The organism is Candidatus Campylobacter infans (genome assembly GCF_013416015.1).
GTDB lineage: Bacteria > Campylobacterota > Campylobacteria > Campylobacterales > Campylobacteraceae > Campylobacter > Campylobacter infans.
Genome location: NZ_CP049075.1, coordinates 649,191 through 670,202, shown reverse-complemented (window position 1 = coordinate 670,202; position 21,012 = coordinate 649,191). Strand labels below are relative to the sequence as shown.

Sequence of the window (21,012 nt, the reverse complement as noted above, 5' to 3'; positions counted from 1 at the left end):
CTAAATTAAACTCTTGTGCTTGCTACTAGCTTTACACTTTTACAAACATAAGCTATTTCATCATCGCTTAAATCACCATATATTGGCAAACTAAGCACTTGCTGATATACTTTTAGCGCATTTGGAAAATCACCGATTTTGTAGCCGTATTTTTGCTTATAATAACCCAGCAAATAAAGCGGAATATAATGCAAACCAACATTTATGCCATTTGCTACTAATTCTTTGGCAAAACCATCGCGGTTTTTATCTATTTTAATGATGTATTGCGTATAGATATGATCGCGCTTAGCTACTGGAATGCTGATATGCTCGGTATTTGAAAGCTGGTCATCATAAATGCTAGCAATTTGCTTGTGCTTTTTAATGCGGTAATCAAGTTTTTGAAATTGCGCTATGCTAAAAGCAGCGCAAAGCGCGCTTAAATCATATCTTTGGCCGATACTATCTACATCGTAAAAATACCCTAAATTACCCTCTTTATCAAAACTACTTTGCCTAATAGAATGCGAGCGAATTAAGCGTGCGTTTTGTGCGATTTTATCATCATTTGTGAGCATTAGACCGGCCGAGGATAAATAAGAGCGCGTTTGATGTTGCGCGCCAAAACAGCTTATAAAGCTATCCTTGCTGCCAATTAGCTTTTTTTTGTAGCGCGTCCCTACTGGCGAATCATCAATTATTTTTATATTATGAAGTTTAGCAATGGCGCGTATTTCGTCCATTTGCGCGCTTTGCCCGGCTAAATGAGTTACAAAAATTGCCTTTAATTTTTTGCTTTTATGCTTTGAGATTGCGTGCTGTAAGGCATCTAGGTTGATTGTAAAATCATCTTGATTTACATCTACAAAAACCGGCTCAGCATCAAAATACCTTATCACCTCAGCCACACTAACAAAGCTAATCACAGGACAAATTATCTTATCACCGCGCTTAATATCTAGCGCACAAAGTGCCAAATGCTTAGCCGCCGTGCCTGAAATAGTAGCTATTGCGTGCTTAGCGCCAAAATATTCTTGTGCGATTTTCTCAAAAGCACTAGCGTTGTAGCTATGATCGCCATCAAGCGTGGCATTTACAAACTTGCGCTCTGTTTCATCTATCATCGGTCTAAATAATGGAATTTGCATACCTTGCCTTTATTTGCTTTTAAAATTTTAAAATTTACTCTAAAATGGCAGGCATTTTTAGCTTGAAAGCGTTATTTTTTACTCTTTTTAGCACAAACTCGCTAAGCTCTGCCCCATAATTTTTAATCAAATCTTTTTCATCTAAACCAGCGCAAATACCCTTTAATACAGCATCTAGCTCAGTATAATTAAAGCCCATCTCGCCCTCATCACTTTGATTTATCCATAAATCAGCACTTGGGGCTTTATTTATTATATTCTGGCTAAGCCCTAAAAAACGCGCAAAATCAAATAAATCACTTTTAAAAATATGCGCTAGCGGATTTAGCGCACAAGCCATGTCGCCATAAATCGTGCCATAGCCTAGCATTTGCTCGCTTTTATTGCTAGTGCCAGCAACTAGCAAAGAATTAAGCGCGCTATAATCATACAAAAGCACCATTCTAATGCGCGCGGTGATATTACCAGCGCGTAATTTAGCGCAATTTGTGCTTAAATCATCTATGCTACATTTTTGTAAAAAACTATCTAAAATGCTTTGTATATTTAAAATTTTATATTCTACCTTTAAACTCTTAGCAAGGGCTAAGGCATCGTTAAAATGGCGTTCTTGCGAGGCATTAGTAGGCATAAGCAAGGCTGAGGTGGGCGCAATTTTAGCGCACAAACTAAGCACCACCGCGCTATCAAGCCCGCCACTAAGCCCCACGCAAAAGCCCTTAGCACCGCTATTTTCTAAGTAATCACTCATAAAATTTAAAATATTTTCTTGCATTTGTTTAAAATTAAGCATTTGTAATTTTATTTAAAAAAATGTTAAGATTAGCTTTATTTTAAGGAAGTTTCATGGAAATTTTATCTAAAAGTTTTGGCGAGCTTGGCACGAATTGCTTTATTATAAAAGCAGATTTTGGCTCGTTGATAATTGATCCAGGCATTGGCGCATTTTCTTGGTGTAAAAATAACGCAAAAGACGCACTTGGCATACTTTGCACACACGCACATTTTGATCATATTTATGATGCTTTGCGTATATCAAAAGAGCTAAAAGCGCCTATTTATTTACCACAAGATGATGATATTTTAGCTTCAAGCGATCCGTTTTTAATGCTTGAACAAGCACTAAATGCCGATGTTTTAGTAAAGCCAAATGAAAGAATAAAAATCGGCGAATTTACTTGTGTGTTTCATCATTTTCCAGGACACACGCCAGGATGTTCGGCTATTGAGATTGAAAATTTAAAAGACACTTGGTTTTGTGGGGATTTTTTGTTTAAAGGCTCTGTTGGGCGCTGGGATTTTGAGTTTTCAAACGCTTTATCTATGAAAGCAAGCTTAGAGCGTGTTTTACAAGAACCAAGAAATATTAAATTATACTGCGGGCATGGAGCTAGCACATTTTTAGATAATGAGCGAGAAAATATCCGCAAAATACTAAATATTCATATTTGGCGATAAATTTTAAAAAAATTAAAGCGCGTTATAAAAGGAATTTTATGTTTAATATAGTTTTAGTAAATCCAGCCATACACACAAACACAGGATCGATTGGGCGAATGTGTGTGAATGCAAATTGTGCTTTGCATTTAATCCGCCCGCTTGGTTTTATGATTGATGATAAGCATTTGCGCCGTGCAGGGCTTGATTATTGGGAGCATTTAAGGCTTAAAATTTGGGATAGTTGGGAGCAGTTTTTAATGGCAAATCAAAAACAACAAGAACGCTTTTTTTACGCCACAACAAAGGTCGATACGCCCTATTTTCAAGTTAATTATCAGCTAAATGATTTTTTAATTTTTGGCTCTGAAACGCATGGACTTGATGAGCAAATTTTAAACGCAAATATCGATAAATGCGTAAATATCCCTATGTGCGATGCAGGGCGAAGCCTAAATCTTGCTACAAGCGTTGGCATCATCACCTATGAAGCTATCCGTCAAAATTTCACAAATTTTAATCACAGAAGACAAAAAGGTAAATTACAATGCTAAAAATTTTATGTATTTTTTTATGTATTTTCGCCCTGAATTTAGGCGCAAATAACCTTAAAATCGCTACTTTTAACACGCAAAATCTTTTTGATGGCAAGATTGATGGCAGCGAATATAGCGAGTTTAAAAACGGCTCTTGGGGCATGGGGCAATACACTCACAAACTAAACCAAATCACTACAATCTTGCTTGATTTAAACGCCGATATAATCGCCTTACAAGAGATTGAAAATGAAGGCGTTTTAAAAGATTTAGCACAAAAAACCGGCTATAAATTTTATAAGTTTGCCACGCTTAATTCGCGCTCGCCAGTTGGGCTTGGTTTTTTGAGTCGCTTGCCATTTACAACTACTAAGAAATTTATAGTTGATGGGGTAAAAACTCGCCCTATTTTGATGGTTTGCGTGGATTTTAAAGAGCTTTGTTTATTTAATGCGCATTTGCCAGCCTATAAAAACGATATAAGCCAGCGCAAAAAAGCAGCAAACACCCTAATAAACGCAGCCAAAAACCGCAAAAAAAGCATAATTTTAGGCGATTTAAACAGCCAAAGAGGCTATGGATTTTTACTAGAAAACCTAACAGGCTACAAAAACCTTTGGGATACCAAAAGCGCACCCACAAACAAAAACGCAATAGATCACATCTTGCTTAGCGATGATTTATTTGATACTAAAAAAAATAACGCCACATTTGGCTACAAAAACGCAAGTTTTAATGTCTTTAAAGCCCGCATTAAAGCATCAGATCATAGCCCGCTTTATGCTAGCCTAACAAGCGATAGCGCGTCATTTAGCAATCACCAAGCGCCTCCCCAAAGCAAAATTTTAAACCTCAAAAATGCCACAAGCGTAGATGAAATCTACAAAAGCAAAATCACCCCACATCAAATCACGCTCACAGCTAGCTTTTGTGATAATCACGGCTGCGCACTTAGCGATGAAAATGGGCGCGGGATTTATGCTTATAAACTAAAAGCAAATGAAGGCGATAAACTTACTCTAATAGCTAAAAAAACGAGCGTTTATAAGGGTAACTTAGAGTTAAGAGATTATGAAATTTTAAATAGCCAAAAAGCTACAAGCAAGCCAAAATTTTACTCACTAAAAAACGCAAGAAGCGGTGATGTGCTTTTTGTGAAATTAAATATCCAAAATGGCTACGCAACACTTGATGGCAAAAACTATAAAATTTACTCCCTAAGTGGCAAAAAATCTGGCAAACAAAAAGCGCAAAAAGCGATGTTTTGGATATTTGAAGGGCAAAAAGAGCTGATTATAAAATAAACTAGCACTAAGCAAATTTTAAACTTAAAGCAAATTTTAAACTTGCCTAGCACTACGCTAGGCATTTAAAATTTTAATCTCGCATTTAGGATAATTCTATCACTCTGCCTTGTGAAATTTCAAAATGGCGGTATTCGATGCGAATGTTGCTAGGAATGCGGTGAGTAACCACAATCACGCAAGCATTTAATTCTTCGCGTGCTGAGCGTAAAAGCCGCCAAATAATATCGCTTGAATACTCATCCAAACTACCAGTTGGTTCATCGCATAAAAAAAGCAAAGGATTGTGCGCTAATGCCCTAGCTACTGCTACGCGTTGCTGCTCGCCGCCGCTAAGTTGGGGTGGATAAGAATCAGCCTTGTGTAAAAGATTTACGATTTTTAGCATTTTTTGGGCTTGTTTTGATGAAACATCTTTGCTAAAACCGCGAATTATCAGCGGTAGCATAACATTACGCTCAATATTCCATTCGTCAATCAATCTAAAATCTTGAAAAATCAGCCCCAAACGCTGCCTAAGATCAGCTAGCTTAGAGCCACTAATGCCATTTAGCTTTCTTGAACAAACTTCAAGCTCGCCGCTACTTGGCGCCATCGCACCATAAAGGGCTTTAATTAGCGTGCTTTTGCCAGAGCCGCTTTTACCGGTAATAAATACAAAATCGCGCGTGCCTATGGTAAAGGTGGCATCGCTGATGATATTTTGACCTTTTTCATAGCAAATGCTGAGATTTTTGGCTTCTACAATATTTGGCAAGATAAACTCCCTAAAATAATTTTATAAAATTTCACAAGTTAAAATTTGCTGCATTATCTCGTGCGCTTTTAAATTATGCTCTGTTTTTAGCGGGGTTTTGAGATAATGGGCTTGATTGTTTTGTGCTATGATGTAGCTAGTAACTGGGGCGCTAAATCCCCCAAAACTTGCCTTTAAAATAAAATTATTTTCACCCAAAAGCAAGAAAACGCCCTCTAAATGCACAAAATAATCATCAAATTTAAAGGTTTTATTTTTAAAATTTTCTAAAAATTTTCTAGCGCAAAACTCTTTAAACTCAAAATCTTTATCCTGGCTTTTTAAATCCTGGCTGGTTTTAGTGCAAAAATAAAGCATATCATAAATATCTTTATGCTCGCTAAGCCAGCGCTTTTCGTATTTGCTGATGATTTCTAGGCTGCGGTTTTTGTAAATTTTAATCTTGGCATTTTCTAAATCCAAAAAGCAGGCCAAAGAGGCATCAAAAAATTCCCTATCATCGCTTCTAAGCTCTAAAACTCCACCATTTTTAAGCACTCTATCGCAAATTTTAGCCACTTGCTTATTTAGCACACGGCGACTTGGGCTTTTATTCCACGGCACAGGGAAATGGACAAAAATTTTATCTATTGTATTTGATGGCAATAAACTAAGCGCATTTCTAGCATCGACATTTAATAAAAGCAAATTTTTTAGCCCCATTTGGCTTGCTAATTTGCTAACCTTTATAAGACTTGGACGATGTATTTCTATGCCAGCAAATAGCGTGTGTGGCTCGCTTTGGGCTCTAAAAAGCAAATGCGCGCCAGAGCCAAAACCAATCTCTAAACAAAATTTATTAAAATTTTCATAAGCATTAAAATTTGCTTGCGCAAGATTTTGCGCGCTAAAATGCTTAGCGATTATGCTTAATTCATCTTCATTTATATTAAAGGCTAAATTTTCTGGCTTAGCTTTTTGGTTTATGGCGTTTGTGATGATTTGCTCGCAAAATGCGGCTTTAAAATCGCTCAACCCGCGCTGTAAAATGCTAATATTTGTAGGTTTTAAAATTTTATCGCCCTTGATTAAATAGCTTTGATTGGGGCGTTTTTTAATAATTATTAAAAATTTCTCATCTTTAATCTTAGTAAGCACTAAGCTTGTGTTTGTTTTTTTGCCATCTCTTAGCTCATTTGCTATGGCTATAAACTCACTTTCATTATAGCTAACTGGCAAAGATCGTAGATTTAAGCTTTTACAAATAAAATTTGGCATTTAATTTATGGTAATTTCTGTTTTTACGGTAGCTGTTTTGCTAGGTGCTGATTCTAAGCCATATTGATCTACTGAAATAATGCTATATTCATACTCTACGCCATTTTGTAAATCGCTATCGCCAAAGCTAGTAGCTAAGGTTTCTATGCGATGATTGCCAAGTTTTGAGCTTTTATTTATTATGTATTTTATAGCCTTAGGCTCAGTGCTCCACGATAAATCTATGCGCATACCATTAAACACCGCATCTATTATAGTTGGGGGATTTGGTGCTGCTAGGGTTGAGCCTTGGACGCTTTGGCTTGGTTTTGGGCTTTCTTGGTCGTATTTATCTACGCTAGTTATTTTATAAAGTCTTGTTGTGCCATTTGAGTTTATATAATCTTCATAGCTATTTGTATGCGCGGTGGCTAGCTTAGTAAATGGCAAATACGCGCTTGCTGAGCTATAAATTACATAATGGGAAAACTCATCGCTAGTATTTGCTTGCCAATTTAGCACGATTTTTTTAGGTTGATTATTACTAGCTACTAAGCCACTAACGCCATCTGGCAATGGTTTTGTAGTGCCGTATTTTGCTACATTTGGCTCAGAAATCACGCCTTCGTAAGTTTTAACTCTAATGCGGTAAGCATAAGATTTGCCAGGCTTTACATCTTTATCTATATACTCTACGCTTAGCCTGCCTTTAACCTCAGCTATTTGTTTCCATTTATTTGAATTATCTTGGGATTTTTCTATTATATAGCTAGCCACGCGCATATCACTATGTGGCTTCCACAGCACTTTTGAGCGTCCTGCTAAATCCCCTAGCACTTGTGAAAACTCCACGCTAGGTATTAAATTTTGTGTAGAAATGGTATAAATTTGGCTTTTTTGGCCTTCGCCTTGTTTTGAATACGCGCTCATTGTGTATTGATAAATGCTAGCTGGCTTCAAACCGCTATCTACATAGTGAGTGGCGTAGCGATCATTTATAGTGGCTATTTTTTTGAAATTATTTGTGTTTATATTATCGTTTCTATATAAAATATAACCCTCCACGCTCTCATCGCTTGCGCGCTCCCATTCAAATGCGATTTGGGTCATATCGCTAATGGTTTTTAGATTTGTAATTTGTGCTATATTTATGTTTGCTTGGTTTTGTGGCTGGTTATTTATAACACAACCATTCATCACAATCATCAAACAGCCCGCAAATAACATCTGGCTCAATTTTTTCATCTATTATCTCCTTTGGGATATTTAATTTTTTATAAAATTTATTTGGTAAAGGTGCTACAAAACGCATACGCTCATTAGTGCGCGGATGAATTAGCTCCAATAAATAAGCGTGTAAAAAAAACTCATTCATTTTATCAACGCTCCCCTTAAATCCGTATAAAGTATCGCCTAAAATATGGCGATTAATGCTAGCTAAATGCGCTCTAATCTGGTGCGTTCGCCCGCTAAATAGCTTAGCACAAATCAAATTAGCCAAGCAAGTGTAAAAAGACGCTTGATTTAAGGGTAAATTTTTGGATAAATTATTTTGGTAAATGATATTTTCTTGCTCGCCAAAAATATTTGCAAATGCCGATTTTGCCGATTTTGCCCCACTTTGTCCTGGCTTTGCTATGGCTTTTTTTAGGCGATTTGATTGTGAGCGCGCAAGTGGCCTATCAACTAAACAATTTTGCCTAAGTGCTAAATCGCAAAGTGCCAAATACACGCGCTTTGCGCTTTTATTTGCTAACTGCTGACTCAATGCCTTGCTAGCAAAATTATTTTTAGCCACAACTAGCGCGCCACTTGTGCCACGATCTAATCTATGCACGATGCCAGCGCGATTTTGCCCTAAAATATCGGCAAGTTCGCGCCCGCTATGCTTTAACCACTCCACCAAAGTTATCTCGCCCTTTAAACTTGGCGCGCTATGAACCACCAAGCCATTTGGCTTATCAAGCACCAAAATATCGCCATCTTCATATAAAATTTTAGGCACCAACTCAGCTGGTAACACCTCATCGCCATTAAAATTTTCTAAACAATCTTGCTCTTTAAAATTTTGGCTATCATAATAATTAAATGTGATTATATCGCCATCTTGAACCTTAAATGAAGTTTTTGTGATTAATTTTTGATTTACTAAAACAAGGCCATTTTTTATGGCTTGTGCAATACTAGCGCGACTTAACTCCACTAAATGCGAACACAGCGCCACATCAAGCCTTGCGTTTTGTTTAATAATAAAATTTTTATTTTTTAACTCCATCGAAATAGTTCTCCAAGTTTAGCTTTGTTTTAAAATTTTAAAATTTTTTATTAATAAAATTTTTATCTAAAAAAATTCTTGCTCTTTTAAAAACTCGTATTTATTGAATGATTAACTTTAAAATTTGGTATTTTTTAATTTTTTAGCATATCAAATTTTAAAATTTTATAAATTTGGCTTAAATTTTACTCATTTTTTCGCTTTTTTGCTACAATTCTAGCAAATTTTATCCTAAAAAGCCCGAAAAATCATAAAAGGCAGTGTTTTGATTTCTATTGATAAGCGTCTTTGGACTCATTTTGATTTTATTTCACCTTTGTTTATAATCCCTATAATTATGCTCTCGCATTCATTGATAGCTGATTCATCGCATATGCTAGCTACTAAACAGCTGGTATATTTTGGCGTTGGCGCTGCTGTTTTTATAGCCTTTTTTATCTTGCCGCTTAGGCGCATTGAGTGGCTTATTCCTATGTTTTATTGGTTTTCGATTTTATTGCTTTTGGGCGTGGAGTTTTTTGGCGTTAGCAAACTTGGAGCAAAAAGATGGCTTGAAATTCCTTTTGTGCATTTTACCATTCAGCCTAGCGAAATAATGAAACCAGCGTTTATTTTGATGATGGCGTATTTAATCAAAAAGCATCCGCCAGGGCAAAATGGCTATGGGATTAGGGATTTTTTAAAATTTAGCTTTTTTATTTGCTTGCCTTTTGTGTTAATTTTAAAAGAGCCAGATTTAGGCACAAGCGCGATTTTGCTATTTACAGGCTATGGCATACTTTTTTTAATAGGCGTAAATAAACGCATTTGGTTTTCGTTAATTATCATAAGCGTTTTTGCAGCACCTTTGCTTTATGAGGGCTTGCATGATTACCAAAAAAAGCGCATTATGGATTTTATCAGCAAAGAGCCAAGCTACCAAGTGCGCCAAAGCATCATCGCCATCGGTAACGGCGGACTAACTGGCAAAAGCGAAGAAGAAGCCACGCAAAGCAAGTTTAAGTTTTTGCCAATTTCTACTAGTGATTTTATTTTTGCTTATACTATCGAGCGACACGGCTTTGTTGGCGCTAGCTTTCTTTTAGGACTTTATGGCTTTTTAATCTTGCATTTTTTATCGCTTATAAATCAGCTTAAAAACGATTATTTTGCTAAAAGCGTGTGCGCGGGGCTTGCTATGCTGATTTTTATTTATGTAAGCGTAAATGTGCTAATGACAATAGGCTTTGCGCCCGTTGTGGGCGTGCCACTACCCTTTTATAGCTATGGCGGGAGTAGCTTTATTACTTTTATGTGTATGTTTGGGATTATGCAAAATTTGCTTACTTTTAGATACGACCCAGGCTATAATAGATTGCTAAAAATTAGATTTTAGCTTTTGGCTGGGTTTTTATTATAGCGCGTGGTTTAGGCTATTTATTAGCACAAAATATTTATCAAATTATCGTTTGAAATTTTAAATAAAATCAAAATTTAAAATGCGCGTGGCAAAAGCCACACGCGAAATTTTAGTTAGCTAAAAGAGTGTTGATTTGTGCTTCTAGATAATTTAAATTATGGGATTTTGTGATGGTAGCAGCATCTAAAAGCAAGTTTTGTTTATTTAAATCTGCTACATTTTGTGCGATGTCGTTATTTTGCAAATTAGATTCGCTAGCTCTTGTATCCACCACGCTTTGATTTAGTGAGTTTATGCTACTTAGCATACCATTTTGCGTGCTACCGATATCAGCGCGCATTTTATTGACATCTTGCATAAAATTTTCAATACTACTAGGATTAGAAATATCGATATTATTAACATTTGGCGCGCCTAGATTTAGGCTAAATTCCCCGCCCATAGTTTCAAAATTCATCATCCCGCCAAAAACATTTTGCCCGTTATAAGTGGCATTTTTAATGCTTTCATTCATAGAATCTTTTAGCGCGCTCATTTGGCTTCTAATGGCCGCTTGATAGTCCTTGCCAGCCTCGCTTGCGGCTATGTTGCCATTAGCATCTAGCTCTACGCCGTTGATTGCACGCACAGAAAGCTCAGCCATTTTGCTAGCATCGTTATTTAGATTAGCCAGCGTGCCATCAGCAATTTGCATAATGCCTACTGCGTCATTTGCATTTGCTATGCCTTGCGTTTTGGCATTCGCACTTGCTAGCAGGCTATCAGCTATCATCAAATTAGCCGTATCAGTGCCATTTAATGCGCGCTGGGCGGAGATATTGCCAAGAGCTTTTTGGGCTGTTTTTTGGGCGTTATCCATGTATGTGTTTTGCATACCATTTAGATAATCACTTCGTCCTATTGAGATTGCCATTTTGTCCTCCTTTTAAATTAAACGCTGAAATTTTAAATAAAAAATTTTAAATTTTAGCTTAAAATCGCTCCAAATCGCCTTTAATCCATACTTTTACGCAGTTTAACTGAAAGCTCATGCGCGCCTAAGCCCTCAGCTCTAGCTAGTGCCATACACGCATCGCCTAGCTCGTTTATGGCCTGCTTATTCATAGAAATTATGCTAGTTCTTTTAATAAAATTCATAACTCCAAGTGGCGAGAAAAACCTAGCAGACGCGCCAGTAGGCAAGGTGTGATTTGGCCCTGCTAAATAATCCCCCATAGCCTCAGGCGTATAATGCCCTAAAAATATTGCGCCAGCGTGCTTAATCTTGCCTAAATATTCATAAGGATTATCGCACGCTAACTCTAAATGCTCCACGCTTAGCGCATTCATAATCTCTACACATTCATCAATATCATTAGCTATTATTATGGCTGATTTATTTTCTATGCTAGCGCGGGCGATTTTTTCGCGCTGTAATGATGGCAAAATCGCATCTATTTCATCGCTTACAGCCACAGCAAATTCCTTGCTTGTAGTTAGTAAAAAGCTGCTTGCTAGCTCATCATGCTCTGCTTGGCTTAATAAATCCACGGCTATATGTTTAGCGTTTGCGCTTTCATCGGCTATTATGCCTATTTCAGATGGGCCTGCTATCATATCTATATTAACATCGCCAAAAACAAGCTTTTTGGCCGTTGCCACATAAATATTACCAGGGCCTGTAATAACATCTACTTTTTTAATGCTTTGCGTGCCATAAGCCATAGTTGCTACCGCGCTCGCGCCACCTATTTTATAGGCTTGTTTAATGCCTAAAAGATGCATTGTGGCTAATAAAAGCTCATTTACCTTTCCACCAATTGCTGGCGTGCATACTACTATTTGCTCCACACCAGCAACCAAAGCCGGCACAGCATTCATCAAAAGCGAACTAGGATAAGCCGCCTTGCCACCTGGGATATACAATCCCGCGCGATCAACCGGGGTGATTTTTTGCCCTAAAACCACGCCATTATTTTCAAAACTTAGCCAAGTTTTTTCAAGCTGTTTTTCGTGGTAATTTTTAATGCGTGTATATGCCAAATTTAGCGCATCTTTTAGCTCATTATTTATATTTTCATAAGCTGTTTTCATTTCATCTTGGCTAATTGCTAAATTATCATTTACCTCCCAGCCATCAAATTGTGCGATTTGCTCTTTTAATGCCGCGTCCCCGCGCGCACGAATAGATTTTATTATTTCATTAACCACAGGCATTACGCCTGCCATATCTACATTAGAGCGATTGATTAGCTGATCTAATTTTTCTTTAAAATTTTCATCATTTGAGTGTAGTATTTGCATTTTTTATCCTTTAAATTTTAAAATTTATTTATTTTTAATAACAATTTCTCCATTTTTAACGCCTAAAACTTCTACTTCTTGACCTTCTTTAAACTTTGAAATTTCAGCACTTCTCCAATATGTGCCTTTAAAATAAACTAAGCCATTTTTTATTATGCCAAAGCCCTTTTCATCTAAAAAATTATCATCTGTTTTTTTAACCAGAAAAAATCGTCTAATCGGCGCTCTAATGCTCACAAAAAACACCAAAGAAAGTAGGCAAGCTAAAATCGCCCAAACCCACCACTGCGCATCAATAAAAGCACTTAAAACCGCCACGCAAGCAAAGGCAATGCCAAAAACAAGGCAAGAAAAATCCAAAAAAGCAAGCTCAGCTATAAAAAATAAAAGCGAAATCCCGCCTAAAATTATCCAAGCGCTCATATTTGCGGCTTTTTTGAGCTTAGAAATTCTTTAAACACGCTAAGAGCGCCTATAAGCTCGCTAGTTTCATAAGGGATTAAAATTTTATCATTTGAGCCATTTTTTGCTAGCTCGTTAAAGGCCTTTACGCGTTCATTTGCTAGTAAAAACTCCGCTGCTAATTTAGAGCTAGTCATAGCTAGATTTATGCGCTCCATAGCTTCTTGCTGGCCTTGTGCTAGTGCGATTTGCTCGTATTTTTTAGCATCTGCCATACGCTCGATGGCCTCAGCTTCTAGCACTTTTTCTTGCTTTAAGGCCTCAGCATTGCGAATAAGGGCTGCTTTTTCAGCCTCAGCTTTTAATTCTATGGCGCGTTTTTCTCTTTCGGCTTTCATTTGTAAATTCATCGCTTCTTCTATGCCAGCAGGCACTGAAATTTCTGAAATTTCTACGCGCATTATTTTTACGCCCCAGTTATTTGCTGCATCGCCAAGGGCTATTTGGAGTTTTGAGTTTAGCTGATCGCGGCTTGAAAGAGTAGAATCTAGGCTCATTTCGCCTATGGCACTTCTAATTGTAGTCATAGCTAAATTTGAAATTGCCAAACGATAATTTTCTACATTATATAAAGCCATACGCCCATCAATCACTTTTAAAAACACTATCCCATCAACGGCGATATTTACATTATCTTTTGTGATTACTAACTGCTTGGTGATATTTACTAATTCTTCTTTTACGCTCATTTTTGCTCTAACCACATCAAAAAACGGCACTATGATATGAAAGCCGCCATCAAGCACACGGTAAAATCGCCCTAGCCTTTCTATTATATAAATATCAGCTTGGGATACGATTTTTATGCCCATTTTTACCAAAATTATAATAAGCACAAATAAAATCAGCACAAATACGCTAAGTTCATTCATTTTCAATCCTTTAAAAAATCCGCAAATTGTAGCAAAATATATTTAAATCAGCGAAATTTTAATGTATTAAAATTTGCTAGCACAAAATTTTAATCAACATCAATGCTTTTTAAGCTTGCTTTTTTATAAATTTCTTTTGCTTCATCGCTTAAAATTTCGTTTAAATTCGCATATAAAGGCGCGATGATCTCGCAAGGTGAGCGTGAGCTTTTAGCGCATAAAAAAAGCGCAGTTTTTGCGGATTTTTGCTCTTTTGGGTAAATTAGGCGCATTTTATTTAGTTTTAATTTATTAGCATTAAGAGCTGATATAATCATATCCAAAAAGCGCACATCATAGCAAAACACGAGCTTGCCCTTTGGCAGCAACAATCGCGAACACGATTTTATAAAATCATTAAGATCCATATTTTTATTTTCGCGAGCCAAATTTCGATGAGAATTTGCGCTCTCAAAACCAAAATTATAAAATGGCGGATTAGAGATAATTAAAGAAAATTTTTGCCCGCAAAACTCACTGGCCCAAGAAATAAAATCAGCACAAATTATTTGCGCTTTTATGGCGTTTAACTTGGCGTTTTTAGCGGTGATTGTGGTATTTAAGGGCGAAATATCAATGCTAGTAAGACTAAAAGCAAAATCTCTAAAATCCCTAGCTAGCAAAAGCCCCAAAATCCCGCATCCACAGCCCACATCAAGCAAAGCACCGCCTTTAAAATTTGCAAATCGCAAGGCAAAATCATATAAAAACAAGCTATCGCTATTATAACGATAACCTGTTTTGCTTTGATATAAAATCATTTGCGCCATTTTAAAATCCAAATTTAATTTGAAATTTTAATCTCTTAGCTATTTTTAATAATATAATCTACAATAGAATGCGCGTTATTTAACGCTACTACAATGCTTCCGCCTTTTTTGCTTGCTATATCACCGCCTACAAATAAGCCCTTAACGCTGGTTTGTAAATGCTCATCAAGCACTGGCTCTTCATCTTTTAAATCAATCGAGCATTTTTGTAAAAAATCCACCGGAGTAGAGCCACCTATGGCATAAATTAATCTATCAAAAACCTCAGTGCTAGCATCATTAAAATGCACACATACCTTGCCGCCATCATTGCTAAGCTCGGTTATATCGGTATTTAGGCGCACTTTTAATTTTTCATCTTTTAAACTTTTATTTAGAGCGTTTAGATTTATTTCATTTAATCTTGTAAAGCTTGGCTTGCGGTAACAAAGCGTTACATCATTGTATTTTGCTAATTCTAGGGCATATTCGCCAGCTGAATTACCACCACCTACAACTAAGATTTTTTCGCCGTTATTGCAATTATTTAAATTAAAATTTACTACTTGCATAAGGCTTGGCGGGATTTTATAATCAGGCTTATTTGGCTTGCCCATTTTGCCTATGGCCACTACTACATTTTTTGCCTTAAAATCGCCTTTTGATGTTATGATATTAAAAATTTCGCCCTCTTTTTTTACGCTTTCAACCTCTACATTAAAAAGTGCTTCAAACTCGCCCTCATCAAGCAATTTATCAAAATAATTCAATGTGCTTTCTTTTGTGCCATCAAAAAATTCTATATTGCCCTTGGTATTACTATCAAGGCCTTTATATTCTTTATCAACGCGCTTGCCATCTTTATAAAATTTGCGTATTGTTTGGCTGTGATTATCGCCTTTTTCAAGCAGTAAAATGCGCAAAAGCCCGCCTTTTTTAGCCTCTACCACAGTAGCTATACCACAAGGACCCCCGCCGATTACGACAATATCGTAATTTTGCATATTTTTCTCCTAAATTTTGATTTTTGCGCTACAATTTTGCCTAAAAATTTTTAAACAAAAGATAAAAAAATGAACTCACAAGAAAAAATTTTGCGAAGTTTAAGAAAAGCCAGCAAAACCCTAGCCTTATTAAATGAAAATGAAAAAACCGCCCTACTTTATGCTATCGCCAATGCTCTAATCTCACAAAAAGACGAAATTTTAAATGCCAACGAACTAGATTTACAAACAAATAAAAATCTTAATTTTGCTATGCGCCAAAGACTAAAACTCACACCCGCTTTGCTTGAAAATCTAGCATCAAACACAAGAAAAATCGCAAATTTACCAGAAATTATAAATGTAATCCAAAAAGGCTACAAAGCCCCAAGTGGCATTGATATAGCGCGCATTAGCGTGCCTATTGGCGTAATTTTAGCCATTTATGAATCCCGCCCTGATGTAAGCGTCCAAATTGCTAGCCTTTGCATTAAAAGTGCTAATGCTTGCGCCCTAAAAGGCGGCAAAGAAGCGCGCAATACAAACCTAGCCATAATAAACGCAATCAACACAGCATTTAAAGAACAAAATATCGCTTCAAGCGTGCTTTATTTAGATATAAATAGAGATGAAATCACAAAGCTTTTAGCGCGCGATGATTTATTTGATTTGGTAGTTCCGCGTGGCGGATATGAGCTAATCAAATCCGTAAGCGAGCATTCAAAAATCCCGGTTTTAAAGCACGATAAAGGGCTTTGCCATATTTTTGTAGATGAAAAAGCCGACCTTGATAAAGCCCTAAAAATCGTGCTAAATGCCAAGCTTTCTCATCCAGCAGCTTGTAATGCGGTTGAAACTTTATTGATTCATTCTAGCGTGGCTGATTTGTTTTTATCACGCTTACATTGTGAAATTTTAAAAAGCAAAAAAGATTTTGAGTTTTTTGTTTGTGATAAAACAGCTAAAATTCCCGCCTTCACAAACGCTAAAAAAGCTGATGATAAGGCATTTAGCACAGAATACAACGAACTAAAATTAAATATAAAAATTGTAACAAGCCTAAATGAAGCCTTAGAGCATATTGAGCGTTTTGGCTCAGGGCATTCAGAGGCCATTATTAGCGAGGATTATAGTGCTTGCCAGCGATTTTTATGCGCAGTTGATGCTGCTTGCGTTTATGCAAATGCTAGCACTAGATTTAGCGATGGAGGCGAGTTTGGCTTTGGCGGGGAGATTGGCATCAGCACAAATCGCCTCCACGCGCGTGGTCCTGTGGGTTTAGAGGGGCTTTGTAGCTACAAATATATAATTTATGGCCAAGGGCAAATAAGAGAATAATTTAGGCTAAATTTTAAAATTTGCGCTAAGCAAATATTAAAATTTAAGCCAAATTTTAAAATTTACCCAAAAATCCAAAAAATTAACGGCACATTTATAAAAGTAGCACAAACCCCAAGAGCCACAGCCGAGATGGCTAGATTGCTATCAAGCCCTGCTTTTAATATCATCGCACTTGCTAAAACCATAGGTGGCATAGCCGATTCTAAAAGTCCTACCATATAAATCTTATCACCGCCCAAACCAAGCATAAAAGCAAACAAAGCAAAAAGCGCAGGTGCTACAAACATACGCAAAGCTATCACAATAATCGTGCTTTTATACGCCGAGCGCACACCACCAAACCCAAGCCCAAGCCCCACAGCAAAAAGCGCTACTGGCACGACACTAGCAGCAAATAAGCGCATCGGCTCAAAAATAAACTCAGGCAAAGTAAAGCACTTAGCAATCAAAGCCAAAATAAGCGCGATAAATGGCGGGAATTTCATAATCTTCATCGCATTTTTTACCAAAGAAACATGCGAAGGCGCAGCATAACTAAGCACAAGCGGGCCAAAAATCGCCACAGGCACGCAAGTAACAATTTGATCAAATAAAATTACTTGATTTTGTAATTCTTCGCCTAGCAAACCACTAATTACTGGCAAACCAACAAATAAAGTATTGCCAAACATCGCAAGTAGCGTCATACTAGCTATTGTCGCCTTGCTAAATTTTAAAGCCTTGCCTAGCATAAAAGCAAAAAAAGCTGCGCTAAATTGCGCTAATAATCCACACGCTGTTATGCTTAAAATTTTAGCATCAAGTTCTACATGATAAACCTTGTCAAAAATTAGTGCTGGCATAGCAAAATTTAAGACAAAATCTATAAGAATGATTAACTGAGCTTGTGGGATAACCTTAGTTCTTTTTGCCAAATAACCGCTAGCTAAAAGCACAAAAATACTAAAAAGTGGAACAAAATTCATCTTTACACCTTTAAAAAATTTGAGTGCGAATTATAAATCTTTTAAAGTAACTAAATTCTTAACATTTTATTCACTATTTACCTATAAAATTGCGATCTAAATTTTTAAAAGTAGGTGAATAATGAAAAAAAGCAAAAAAATCATCATCACACTTGGTGTGGTTATTGTAGTGGTGCTTGGCTGGTGGATTTTTACCCCAAATGAGCAAACAAATAGCTATCTTACAACAAAGGTGCAAAAAGGCGAGCTAAAATGGAGCGTTGATGCGGTAGGAACTGTGTTTGCGGCTAATTTAGTTGAAGTTGGCACAAGAGCTAGCGGAGAGATTAAAGAATTATATGTAAAGGTTGGCGATAATGTAAAAAAAGGCGATAAAATCGCTAAAATAGACAATGAAATCCAGCAAAACAATCTCTTACAAAAAGAATCCGAGCTAAGCAGCCTAAAAGCTCAATTAAACTCAGCCAAAATCGCCTATAACATCTCCATCACACAATACGAGCGCGAAAACGCCCTACACCAAAAAGGCGCAAGCTCAAAAGAAAGCCTAGAAAACGCAAAAAACACTAAATTTCAAAACGATGCTAAGGTTAAAGAATTAGAGGCCAAAATAGCACAATCTGAGCTAGCAATTCGCACCGCCAAGCAAGATTTAAGCTATACAGATATTGTAGCACCGCTTGATGGCACGGTGGTTTCGGTGCCGGTTGAAATCGGCCAAACCTTAAATGCTGCTCAAAGTGCGCCTACAATCGTTCAGGTTGCGGATTTGGATTCAATGGAGATTAAAATGGAAATTAGCGAAGCTGATATAAATAATATCAAGCTAGGTGCAGATGTAGAATATAGCGTGCTTTCAAACGCAAATAAAAAATTTAATGGCAAGATTAGCTCGCTTGATCCAGGACTTACTACCCTAAGTGATGGCACCTACTCCAAAAGTAGCTCAAATAGCAATGTGGCCGTGTATTACTACGCAAAAATGCTAGTAGATAATAAGCAAAGATTTTTAAGAATTGGTATGACTACGCAAAATAAAATCACAATCAACGATATAAAAAACGCCTTATATTTACCAACAACAGCGATAAAAAGCGATGAAAATGGAAATTTTGTGCTAATAAAAAATGAGCAAAATGTAGAAAAAAAATACATAAAAACTGGCATCAACACAGGCACAAACACGCAAATCATCGAAGGATTAAATGAAGGCCAAATCATCGTTACATCAAGTATGAGTAATGCCCAGCTTCAAAAAATGATCGATGATAAGCAAATTAGAATAAGATAAGCTAAATTTTAAATTAAAGAAAAGCAATGATAGAGTTAAAAAATATTTGTAAGGTTTTTCAAAACGGCGATGAGCGCGCCTTGGTGCTTAAAAATATAAACTTAGAAATAAAACAAGGCGAGTTTGTGGCAATTATTGGCCAAAGTGGCTCTGGCAAAAGCACTTTAATGAATATTTTAGGTTGCCTAGATACGCCAAGTAGTGGCACATACACACTTGATGGCAAGGATATTAGCCATTTTAGCAAGGACGAATTAAGCGAGCTAAGGCTTAAAAAATTTGGCTTTATTTTTCAGCGTTATAATCTAATCCCAGCTAGTAATGCCACAGAAAATGTAGCCTTACCTGGCATTTATGCAGGCACAAAAAAATTTGAGCGCACACAAAGAGCAAAAGAGCTTTTAAGCAAACTTGGACTTGGAGATAAAACAGATTTTATGCCAAATCATCTTAGCGGCGGACAACAACAACGCGTAAGTATCGCGCGAGCATTGATGAATGGCGGTGAAATTTTACTTTGTGATGAACCAACTGGCGCGCTTGATAGTGCTAGTGGGCAAACGGTAATGCAAATAATCAAAGAGCTAAATCAAGCCGGCCACACCATAATAATGGTAACGCACGACAAACAAATCGCTAGCTGGGCTTCGCGCGTGATTGAAATTAGCGATGGACGCATAATAAGCGATAACAAAACAGAGCAAAACTTAAATAAATTAAATAAGCCAAAAAGCGAGCACGCTAGCGATCTCTCACGCCTAAAAGATAGATTTTTTGAAAGTTTTAATATGAGCATAAGCGCGATAAAAGCGCATAAACTTCGCTCATTTTTAACAATGCTTGGCATTATTATAGGCATTAGTTCGGTAATTTGCGTAGTGGCCTTAGCTCGTGGCAGTCAAGAAAATATCCTAGAAGGCATCAATAAAATGGGTGTTAGCACCATTACGATTTTTCCTGGTCGCGGTTTTGGCGATAGAGGCTCGGCTAAGCGTAAAAATTTTAGTATAGAAGATATAAATATACTTGAAAGCTTAGAATTTGTAGATAATGCTATGCCAAGAACTAGATCAAGTGGCACGCTAATTTATGCAAATACAAGTTCAGGTGCTAGCGTGCACGCAGGCACTGAGATGATACTTAAAATTTCAAGTGTAGAGCTAAAAAGCGGGCGAAATTTTACCAAAGATGATATACAAAACTCAGCTTCTGTAATCATAATAGACGAAAATACGCAAAAAACATTTTTTAAAGATAGCGATCCACTTGGTAAAATAATGATTTTTAATAAAAGACCTTTTATGGTTATAGGCGTTGGCAAGCGCGATGAGGGCGCGTTTTCTGATGGAAGTTTGAGCATTTATATGCCTTATACTACCTTGGCTAATAAAGTAACCGGTAGCCATAAAATCCGCTCTATTGTAGTAGGCATAGCACCAGGCGTAAATAGCCAGCTAGCAGAACATGCAATAAGCGAAATTTTAAAAATTAGGCGTGGCGGGACGGATTTTTATATGATAAACTCAGACACCATATTAAAAACCATAAAAGCCACCACAGATACAATGAGTTTATTAATCTCAGGCATTGCGCTGATTTCATTGGTTGTTGGCGGTATAGGCGTGATGAATATAATGCTAGTTAGCGTAATAGAGCGCACAAAAGAAATAGGCGTTCGTATGGCAATAGGCGCAAAAGGCGCTGATATAATGCTTCAATTTTTAATAGAAGCGATTTTATTATGCGCTCTTGGCGGCATTATAGGCGTGCTTTTAGCCTTTGGTATTGGTGGTTTGTTTAATTTAATCTCAAACGATATAAAAATGAGTTTTTCGCTAGTTTCTATTATTATAGCTTTTGGAATTTCAAGTTTGGTGGGCATAGTTTTTGGTTATATGCCAGCTAAGCGCGCAGCTAAATTAAACCCAATAGACGCACTTTTAAGGGAGTAAA

Annotated in this window: 20 protein-coding genes; 7 read left to right on the top strand and 13 right to left on the bottom strand. The window is 36.9% G+C overall.

The window, feature by feature from the left end:
* Positions 1-5 precede the first annotated feature (5 nt).
* Positions 6-1,130, bottom strand: a complete 1,125-nt coding sequence (locus CINF_RS03525) for a DegT/DnrJ/EryC1/StrS family aminotransferase (RefSeq protein WP_178697269.1) — start codon at positions 1,128-1,130, stop codon at positions 6-8.
* A 34-nt stretch (positions 1,131-1,164) separates the two neighbouring features.
* Positions 1,165-1,923, bottom strand: coding sequence for an NAD+ synthase (locus CINF_RS03520; protein ID WP_179975769.1), 759 nt, complete (start codon positions 1,921-1,923; stop codon positions 1,165-1,167).
* A 53-nt stretch (positions 1,924-1,976) separates the two neighbouring features.
* On the opposite strand from CINF_RS03520, the gene CINF_RS03515 reads away from it, so the two are divergent.
* The 3 genes from CINF_RS03515 to CINF_RS03505 are packed head-to-tail and all read left to right on the top strand — an operon-like array spanning position 1,977 to position 4,407.
* Positions 1,977-2,588, top strand: a complete 612-nt coding sequence (locus CINF_RS03515; protein ID WP_179975768.1) for an MBL fold metallo-hydrolase — start codon at positions 1,977-1,979, stop codon at positions 2,586-2,588.
* Positions 2,589-2,626: 38 nt separating this feature from the next.
* The gene (locus CINF_RS03510; RefSeq protein ID WP_179975767.1) at positions 2,627-3,121 is read left to right on the top strand and encodes a tRNA (cytidine(34)-2'-O)-methyltransferase; all 495 of its coding nucleotides are present in this window, start codon (positions 2,627-2,629) and stop codon (positions 3,119-3,121) included.
* Positions 3,115-4,407, top strand: a complete 1,293-nt coding sequence (locus CINF_RS03505) for an endonuclease/exonuclease/phosphatase family protein (RefSeq protein WP_179975766.1) — start codon at positions 3,115-3,117, stop codon at positions 4,405-4,407. Before CINF_RS03510 ends, CINF_RS03505 begins: the two co-directional genes overlap by 7 nt.
* An 85-nt stretch (positions 4,408-4,492) precedes the next feature.
* On the opposite strand, the gene CINF_RS03500 is transcribed toward CINF_RS03505, so the two are convergent.
* The 4 genes from CINF_RS03500 to CINF_RS03485 are packed head-to-tail and all read right to left on the bottom strand — an operon-like array spanning position 4,493 to position 8,675.
* Positions 4,493-5,164: a cell division ATP-binding protein FtsE gene (locus CINF_RS03500; protein ID WP_179975765.1), complete on the bottom strand. Its 672-nt coding sequence runs from the start codon at positions 5,162-5,164 to the stop codon at positions 4,493-4,495.
* Between the two features lie 21 nt (positions 5,165-5,185).
* Positions 5,186-6,421, bottom strand: coding sequence for a tRNA (guanosine(46)-N7)-methyltransferase TrmB (gene trmB, locus CINF_RS03495; RefSeq protein ID WP_179975764.1), 1,236 nt, complete (start codon positions 6,419-6,421; stop codon positions 5,186-5,188).
* Entirely contained in the window at positions 6,422-7,645 is a 1,224-nt protein-coding gene (locus CINF_RS03490) for a fibronectin type III domain-containing protein (protein WP_179975763.1), read from the bottom strand.
* Complete coding sequence (locus CINF_RS03485) at positions 7,575-8,675, bottom strand: RluA family pseudouridine synthase (protein WP_178697277.1); 1,101 nt, start codon at positions 8,673-8,675, stop codon at positions 7,575-7,577. The genes CINF_RS03490 and CINF_RS03485 overlap by 71 nt, the downstream gene beginning before the upstream one ends.
* Positions 8,676-8,940: 265 nt before the next feature.
* On the opposite strand from CINF_RS03485, the gene CINF_RS03480 reads away from it, so the two are divergent.
* On the top strand, positions 8,941-10,050 hold the full coding sequence (locus CINF_RS03480; protein WP_178697278.1) for an FtsW/RodA/SpoVE family cell cycle protein: 1,110 nt from the start codon (positions 8,941-8,943) through the stop codon (positions 10,048-10,050).
* A gap of 133 nt (positions 10,051-10,183) precedes the next feature.
* Here CINF_RS03480 and CINF_RS03475 read toward each other — a convergent pair whose 3' ends face one another.
* From CINF_RS03475 to CINF_RS03450, 6 genes are all read right to left on the bottom strand, one after another.
* The gene (locus tag CINF_RS03475; protein WP_240156156.1) at positions 10,184-10,987 is read right to left on the bottom strand and encodes a flagellin; all 804 of its coding nucleotides are present in this window, start codon (positions 10,985-10,987) and stop codon (positions 10,184-10,186) included.
* Positions 10,988-11,067: 80 nt separating this feature from the next.
* Positions 11,068-12,357, bottom strand: a complete 1,290-nt coding sequence (gene hisD, locus CINF_RS03470) for a histidinol dehydrogenase (RefSeq protein ID WP_179975762.1) — start codon at positions 12,355-12,357, stop codon at positions 11,068-11,070.
* 24 nt (positions 12,358-12,381) lie between these two features.
* Positions 12,382-12,780 carry an NfeD family protein gene (locus tag CINF_RS03465; RefSeq protein WP_178697280.1) on the bottom strand — a complete coding sequence of 133 codons (399 nt, stop codon included), beginning with the start codon at positions 12,778-12,780 and terminating at the stop codon, positions 12,382-12,384.
* A complete protein-coding gene (locus tag CINF_RS03460; RefSeq protein WP_179975761.1) occupies positions 12,777-13,691 on the bottom strand; it encodes an SPFH domain-containing protein in 915 nt (304 codons plus the stop codon). The genes CINF_RS03465 and CINF_RS03460 overlap by 4 nt, the downstream gene beginning before the upstream one ends.
* Before the next feature lie 89 nt (positions 13,692-13,780).
* Positions 13,781-14,500, bottom strand: a complete 720-nt coding sequence (locus CINF_RS03455; protein ID WP_179975760.1) for a tRNA1(Val) (adenine(37)-N6)-methyltransferase — start codon at positions 14,498-14,500, stop codon at positions 13,781-13,783.
* Between the two features lie 35 nt (positions 14,501-14,535).
* Complete coding sequence (locus CINF_RS03450; RefSeq protein WP_179975759.1) at positions 14,536-15,483, bottom strand: NAD(P)-binding domain-containing protein; 948 nt, start codon at positions 15,481-15,483, stop codon at positions 14,536-14,538.
* 69 nt (positions 15,484-15,552) lie between these two features.
* Here CINF_RS03450 and CINF_RS03445 point away from each other — a divergent pair, with 69 nt between their 5' ends.
* Entirely contained in the window at positions 15,553-16,800 is a 1,248-nt protein-coding gene (locus CINF_RS03445) for a glutamate-5-semialdehyde dehydrogenase (protein WP_179975758.1), read from the top strand.
* Positions 16,801-16,862: 62 nt separating this feature from the next.
* Here CINF_RS03445 and CINF_RS03440 read toward each other — a convergent pair whose 3' ends face one another.
* Positions 16,863-17,768 (bottom strand): AEC family transporter, encoded by a 906-nt coding sequence (locus CINF_RS03440; RefSeq protein WP_178697285.1) that lies wholly within the window; start codon positions 17,766-17,768, stop codon positions 16,863-16,865.
* Positions 17,769-17,889: 121 nt separating this feature from the next.
* On the opposite strand from CINF_RS03440, the gene CINF_RS03435 reads away from it, so the two are divergent.
* Both CINF_RS03435 and CINF_RS03430 read left to right on the top strand, forming a co-directional pair.
* Entirely contained in the window at positions 17,890-19,059 is a 1,170-nt protein-coding gene (locus CINF_RS03435; protein ID WP_179975757.1) for an efflux RND transporter periplasmic adaptor subunit, read from the top strand.
* Between the two features lie 26 nt (positions 19,060-19,085).
* Positions 19,086-21,011: a MacB family efflux pump subunit gene (locus tag CINF_RS03430; protein ID WP_179975756.1), complete on the top strand. Its 1,926-nt coding sequence runs from the start codon at positions 19,086-19,088 to the stop codon at positions 21,009-21,011.
* Position 21,012: the final 1 nt, after the last annotated feature.

What these genes read in the sequence shown, in the direction of transcription:
- CINF_RS03475 (WP_240156156.1), bottom strand. Translation starts at nt 10,987, where the DNA reads ATGGCAATCTCAATAGGACGAAGTGATTATCTAAATGGTATGCAAAAC.
- CINF_RS03460 (WP_179975761.1), bottom strand. Translation starts at nt 13,691, where the DNA reads ATGAATGAACTTAGCGTATTTGTGCTGATTTTATTTGTGCTTATTATA.
- CINF_RS03440 (WP_178697285.1), bottom strand. Translation starts at nt 17,768, where the DNA reads ATGAATTTTGTTCCACTTTTTAGTATTTTTGTGCTTTTAGCTAGCGGT.
- CINF_RS03455 (WP_179975760.1), bottom strand. Translation starts at nt 14,500, where the DNA reads ATGGCGCAAATGATTTTATATCAAAGCAAAACAGGTTATCGTTATAAT.
- trmB (WP_179975764.1), bottom strand. Translation starts at nt 6,421, where the DNA reads ATGCCAAATTTTATTTGTAAAAGCTTAAATCTACGATCTTTGCCAGTT.
- CINF_RS03450 (WP_179975759.1), bottom strand. Translation starts at nt 15,483, where the DNA reads ATGCAAAATTACGATATTGTCGTAATCGGCGGGGGTCCTTGTGGTATA.
- CINF_RS03435 (WP_179975757.1), top strand. Translation starts at nt 17,890, where the DNA reads ATGAAAAAAAGCAAAAAAATCATCATCACACTTGGTGTGGTTATTGTA.
- CINF_RS03465 (WP_178697280.1), bottom strand. Translation starts at nt 12,780, where the DNA reads ATGAGCGCTTGGATAATTTTAGGCGGGATTTCGCTTTTATTTTTTATA.
- CINF_RS03490 (WP_179975763.1), bottom strand. Translation starts at nt 7,645, where the DNA reads ATGAAAAAATTGAGCCAGATGTTATTTGCGGGCTGTTTGATGATTGTG.
- CINF_RS03485 (WP_178697277.1), bottom strand. Translation starts at nt 8,675, where the DNA reads ATGGAGTTAAAAAATAAAAATTTTATTATTAAACAAAACGCAAGGCTT.
- CINF_RS03515 (WP_179975768.1), top strand. Translation starts at nt 1,977, where the DNA reads ATGGAAATTTTATCTAAAAGTTTTGGCGAGCTTGGCACGAATTGCTTT.
- CINF_RS03445 (WP_179975758.1), top strand. Translation starts at nt 15,553, where the DNA reads ATGAACTCACAAGAAAAAATTTTGCGAAGTTTAAGAAAAGCCAGCAAA.
- CINF_RS03520 (WP_179975769.1), bottom strand. Translation starts at nt 1,923, where the DNA reads ATGCTTAATTTTAAACAAATGCAAGAAAATATTTTAAATTTTATGAGT.
- CINF_RS03430 (WP_179975756.1), top strand. Translation starts at nt 19,086, where the DNA reads ATGATAGAGTTAAAAAATATTTGTAAGGTTTTTCAAAACGGCGATGAG.
- CINF_RS03510 (WP_179975767.1), top strand. Translation starts at nt 2,627, where the DNA reads ATGTTTAATATAGTTTTAGTAAATCCAGCCATACACACAAACACAGGA.
- CINF_RS03525 (WP_178697269.1), bottom strand. Translation starts at nt 1,130, where the DNA reads ATGCAAATTCCATTATTTAGACCGATGATAGATGAAACAGAGCGCAAG.
- CINF_RS03505 (WP_179975766.1), top strand. Translation starts at nt 3,115, where the DNA reads ATGCTAAAAATTTTATGTATTTTTTTATGTATTTTCGCCCTGAATTTA.
- hisD (WP_179975762.1), bottom strand. Translation starts at nt 12,357, where the DNA reads ATGCAAATACTACACTCAAATGATGAAAATTTTAAAGAAAAATTAGAT.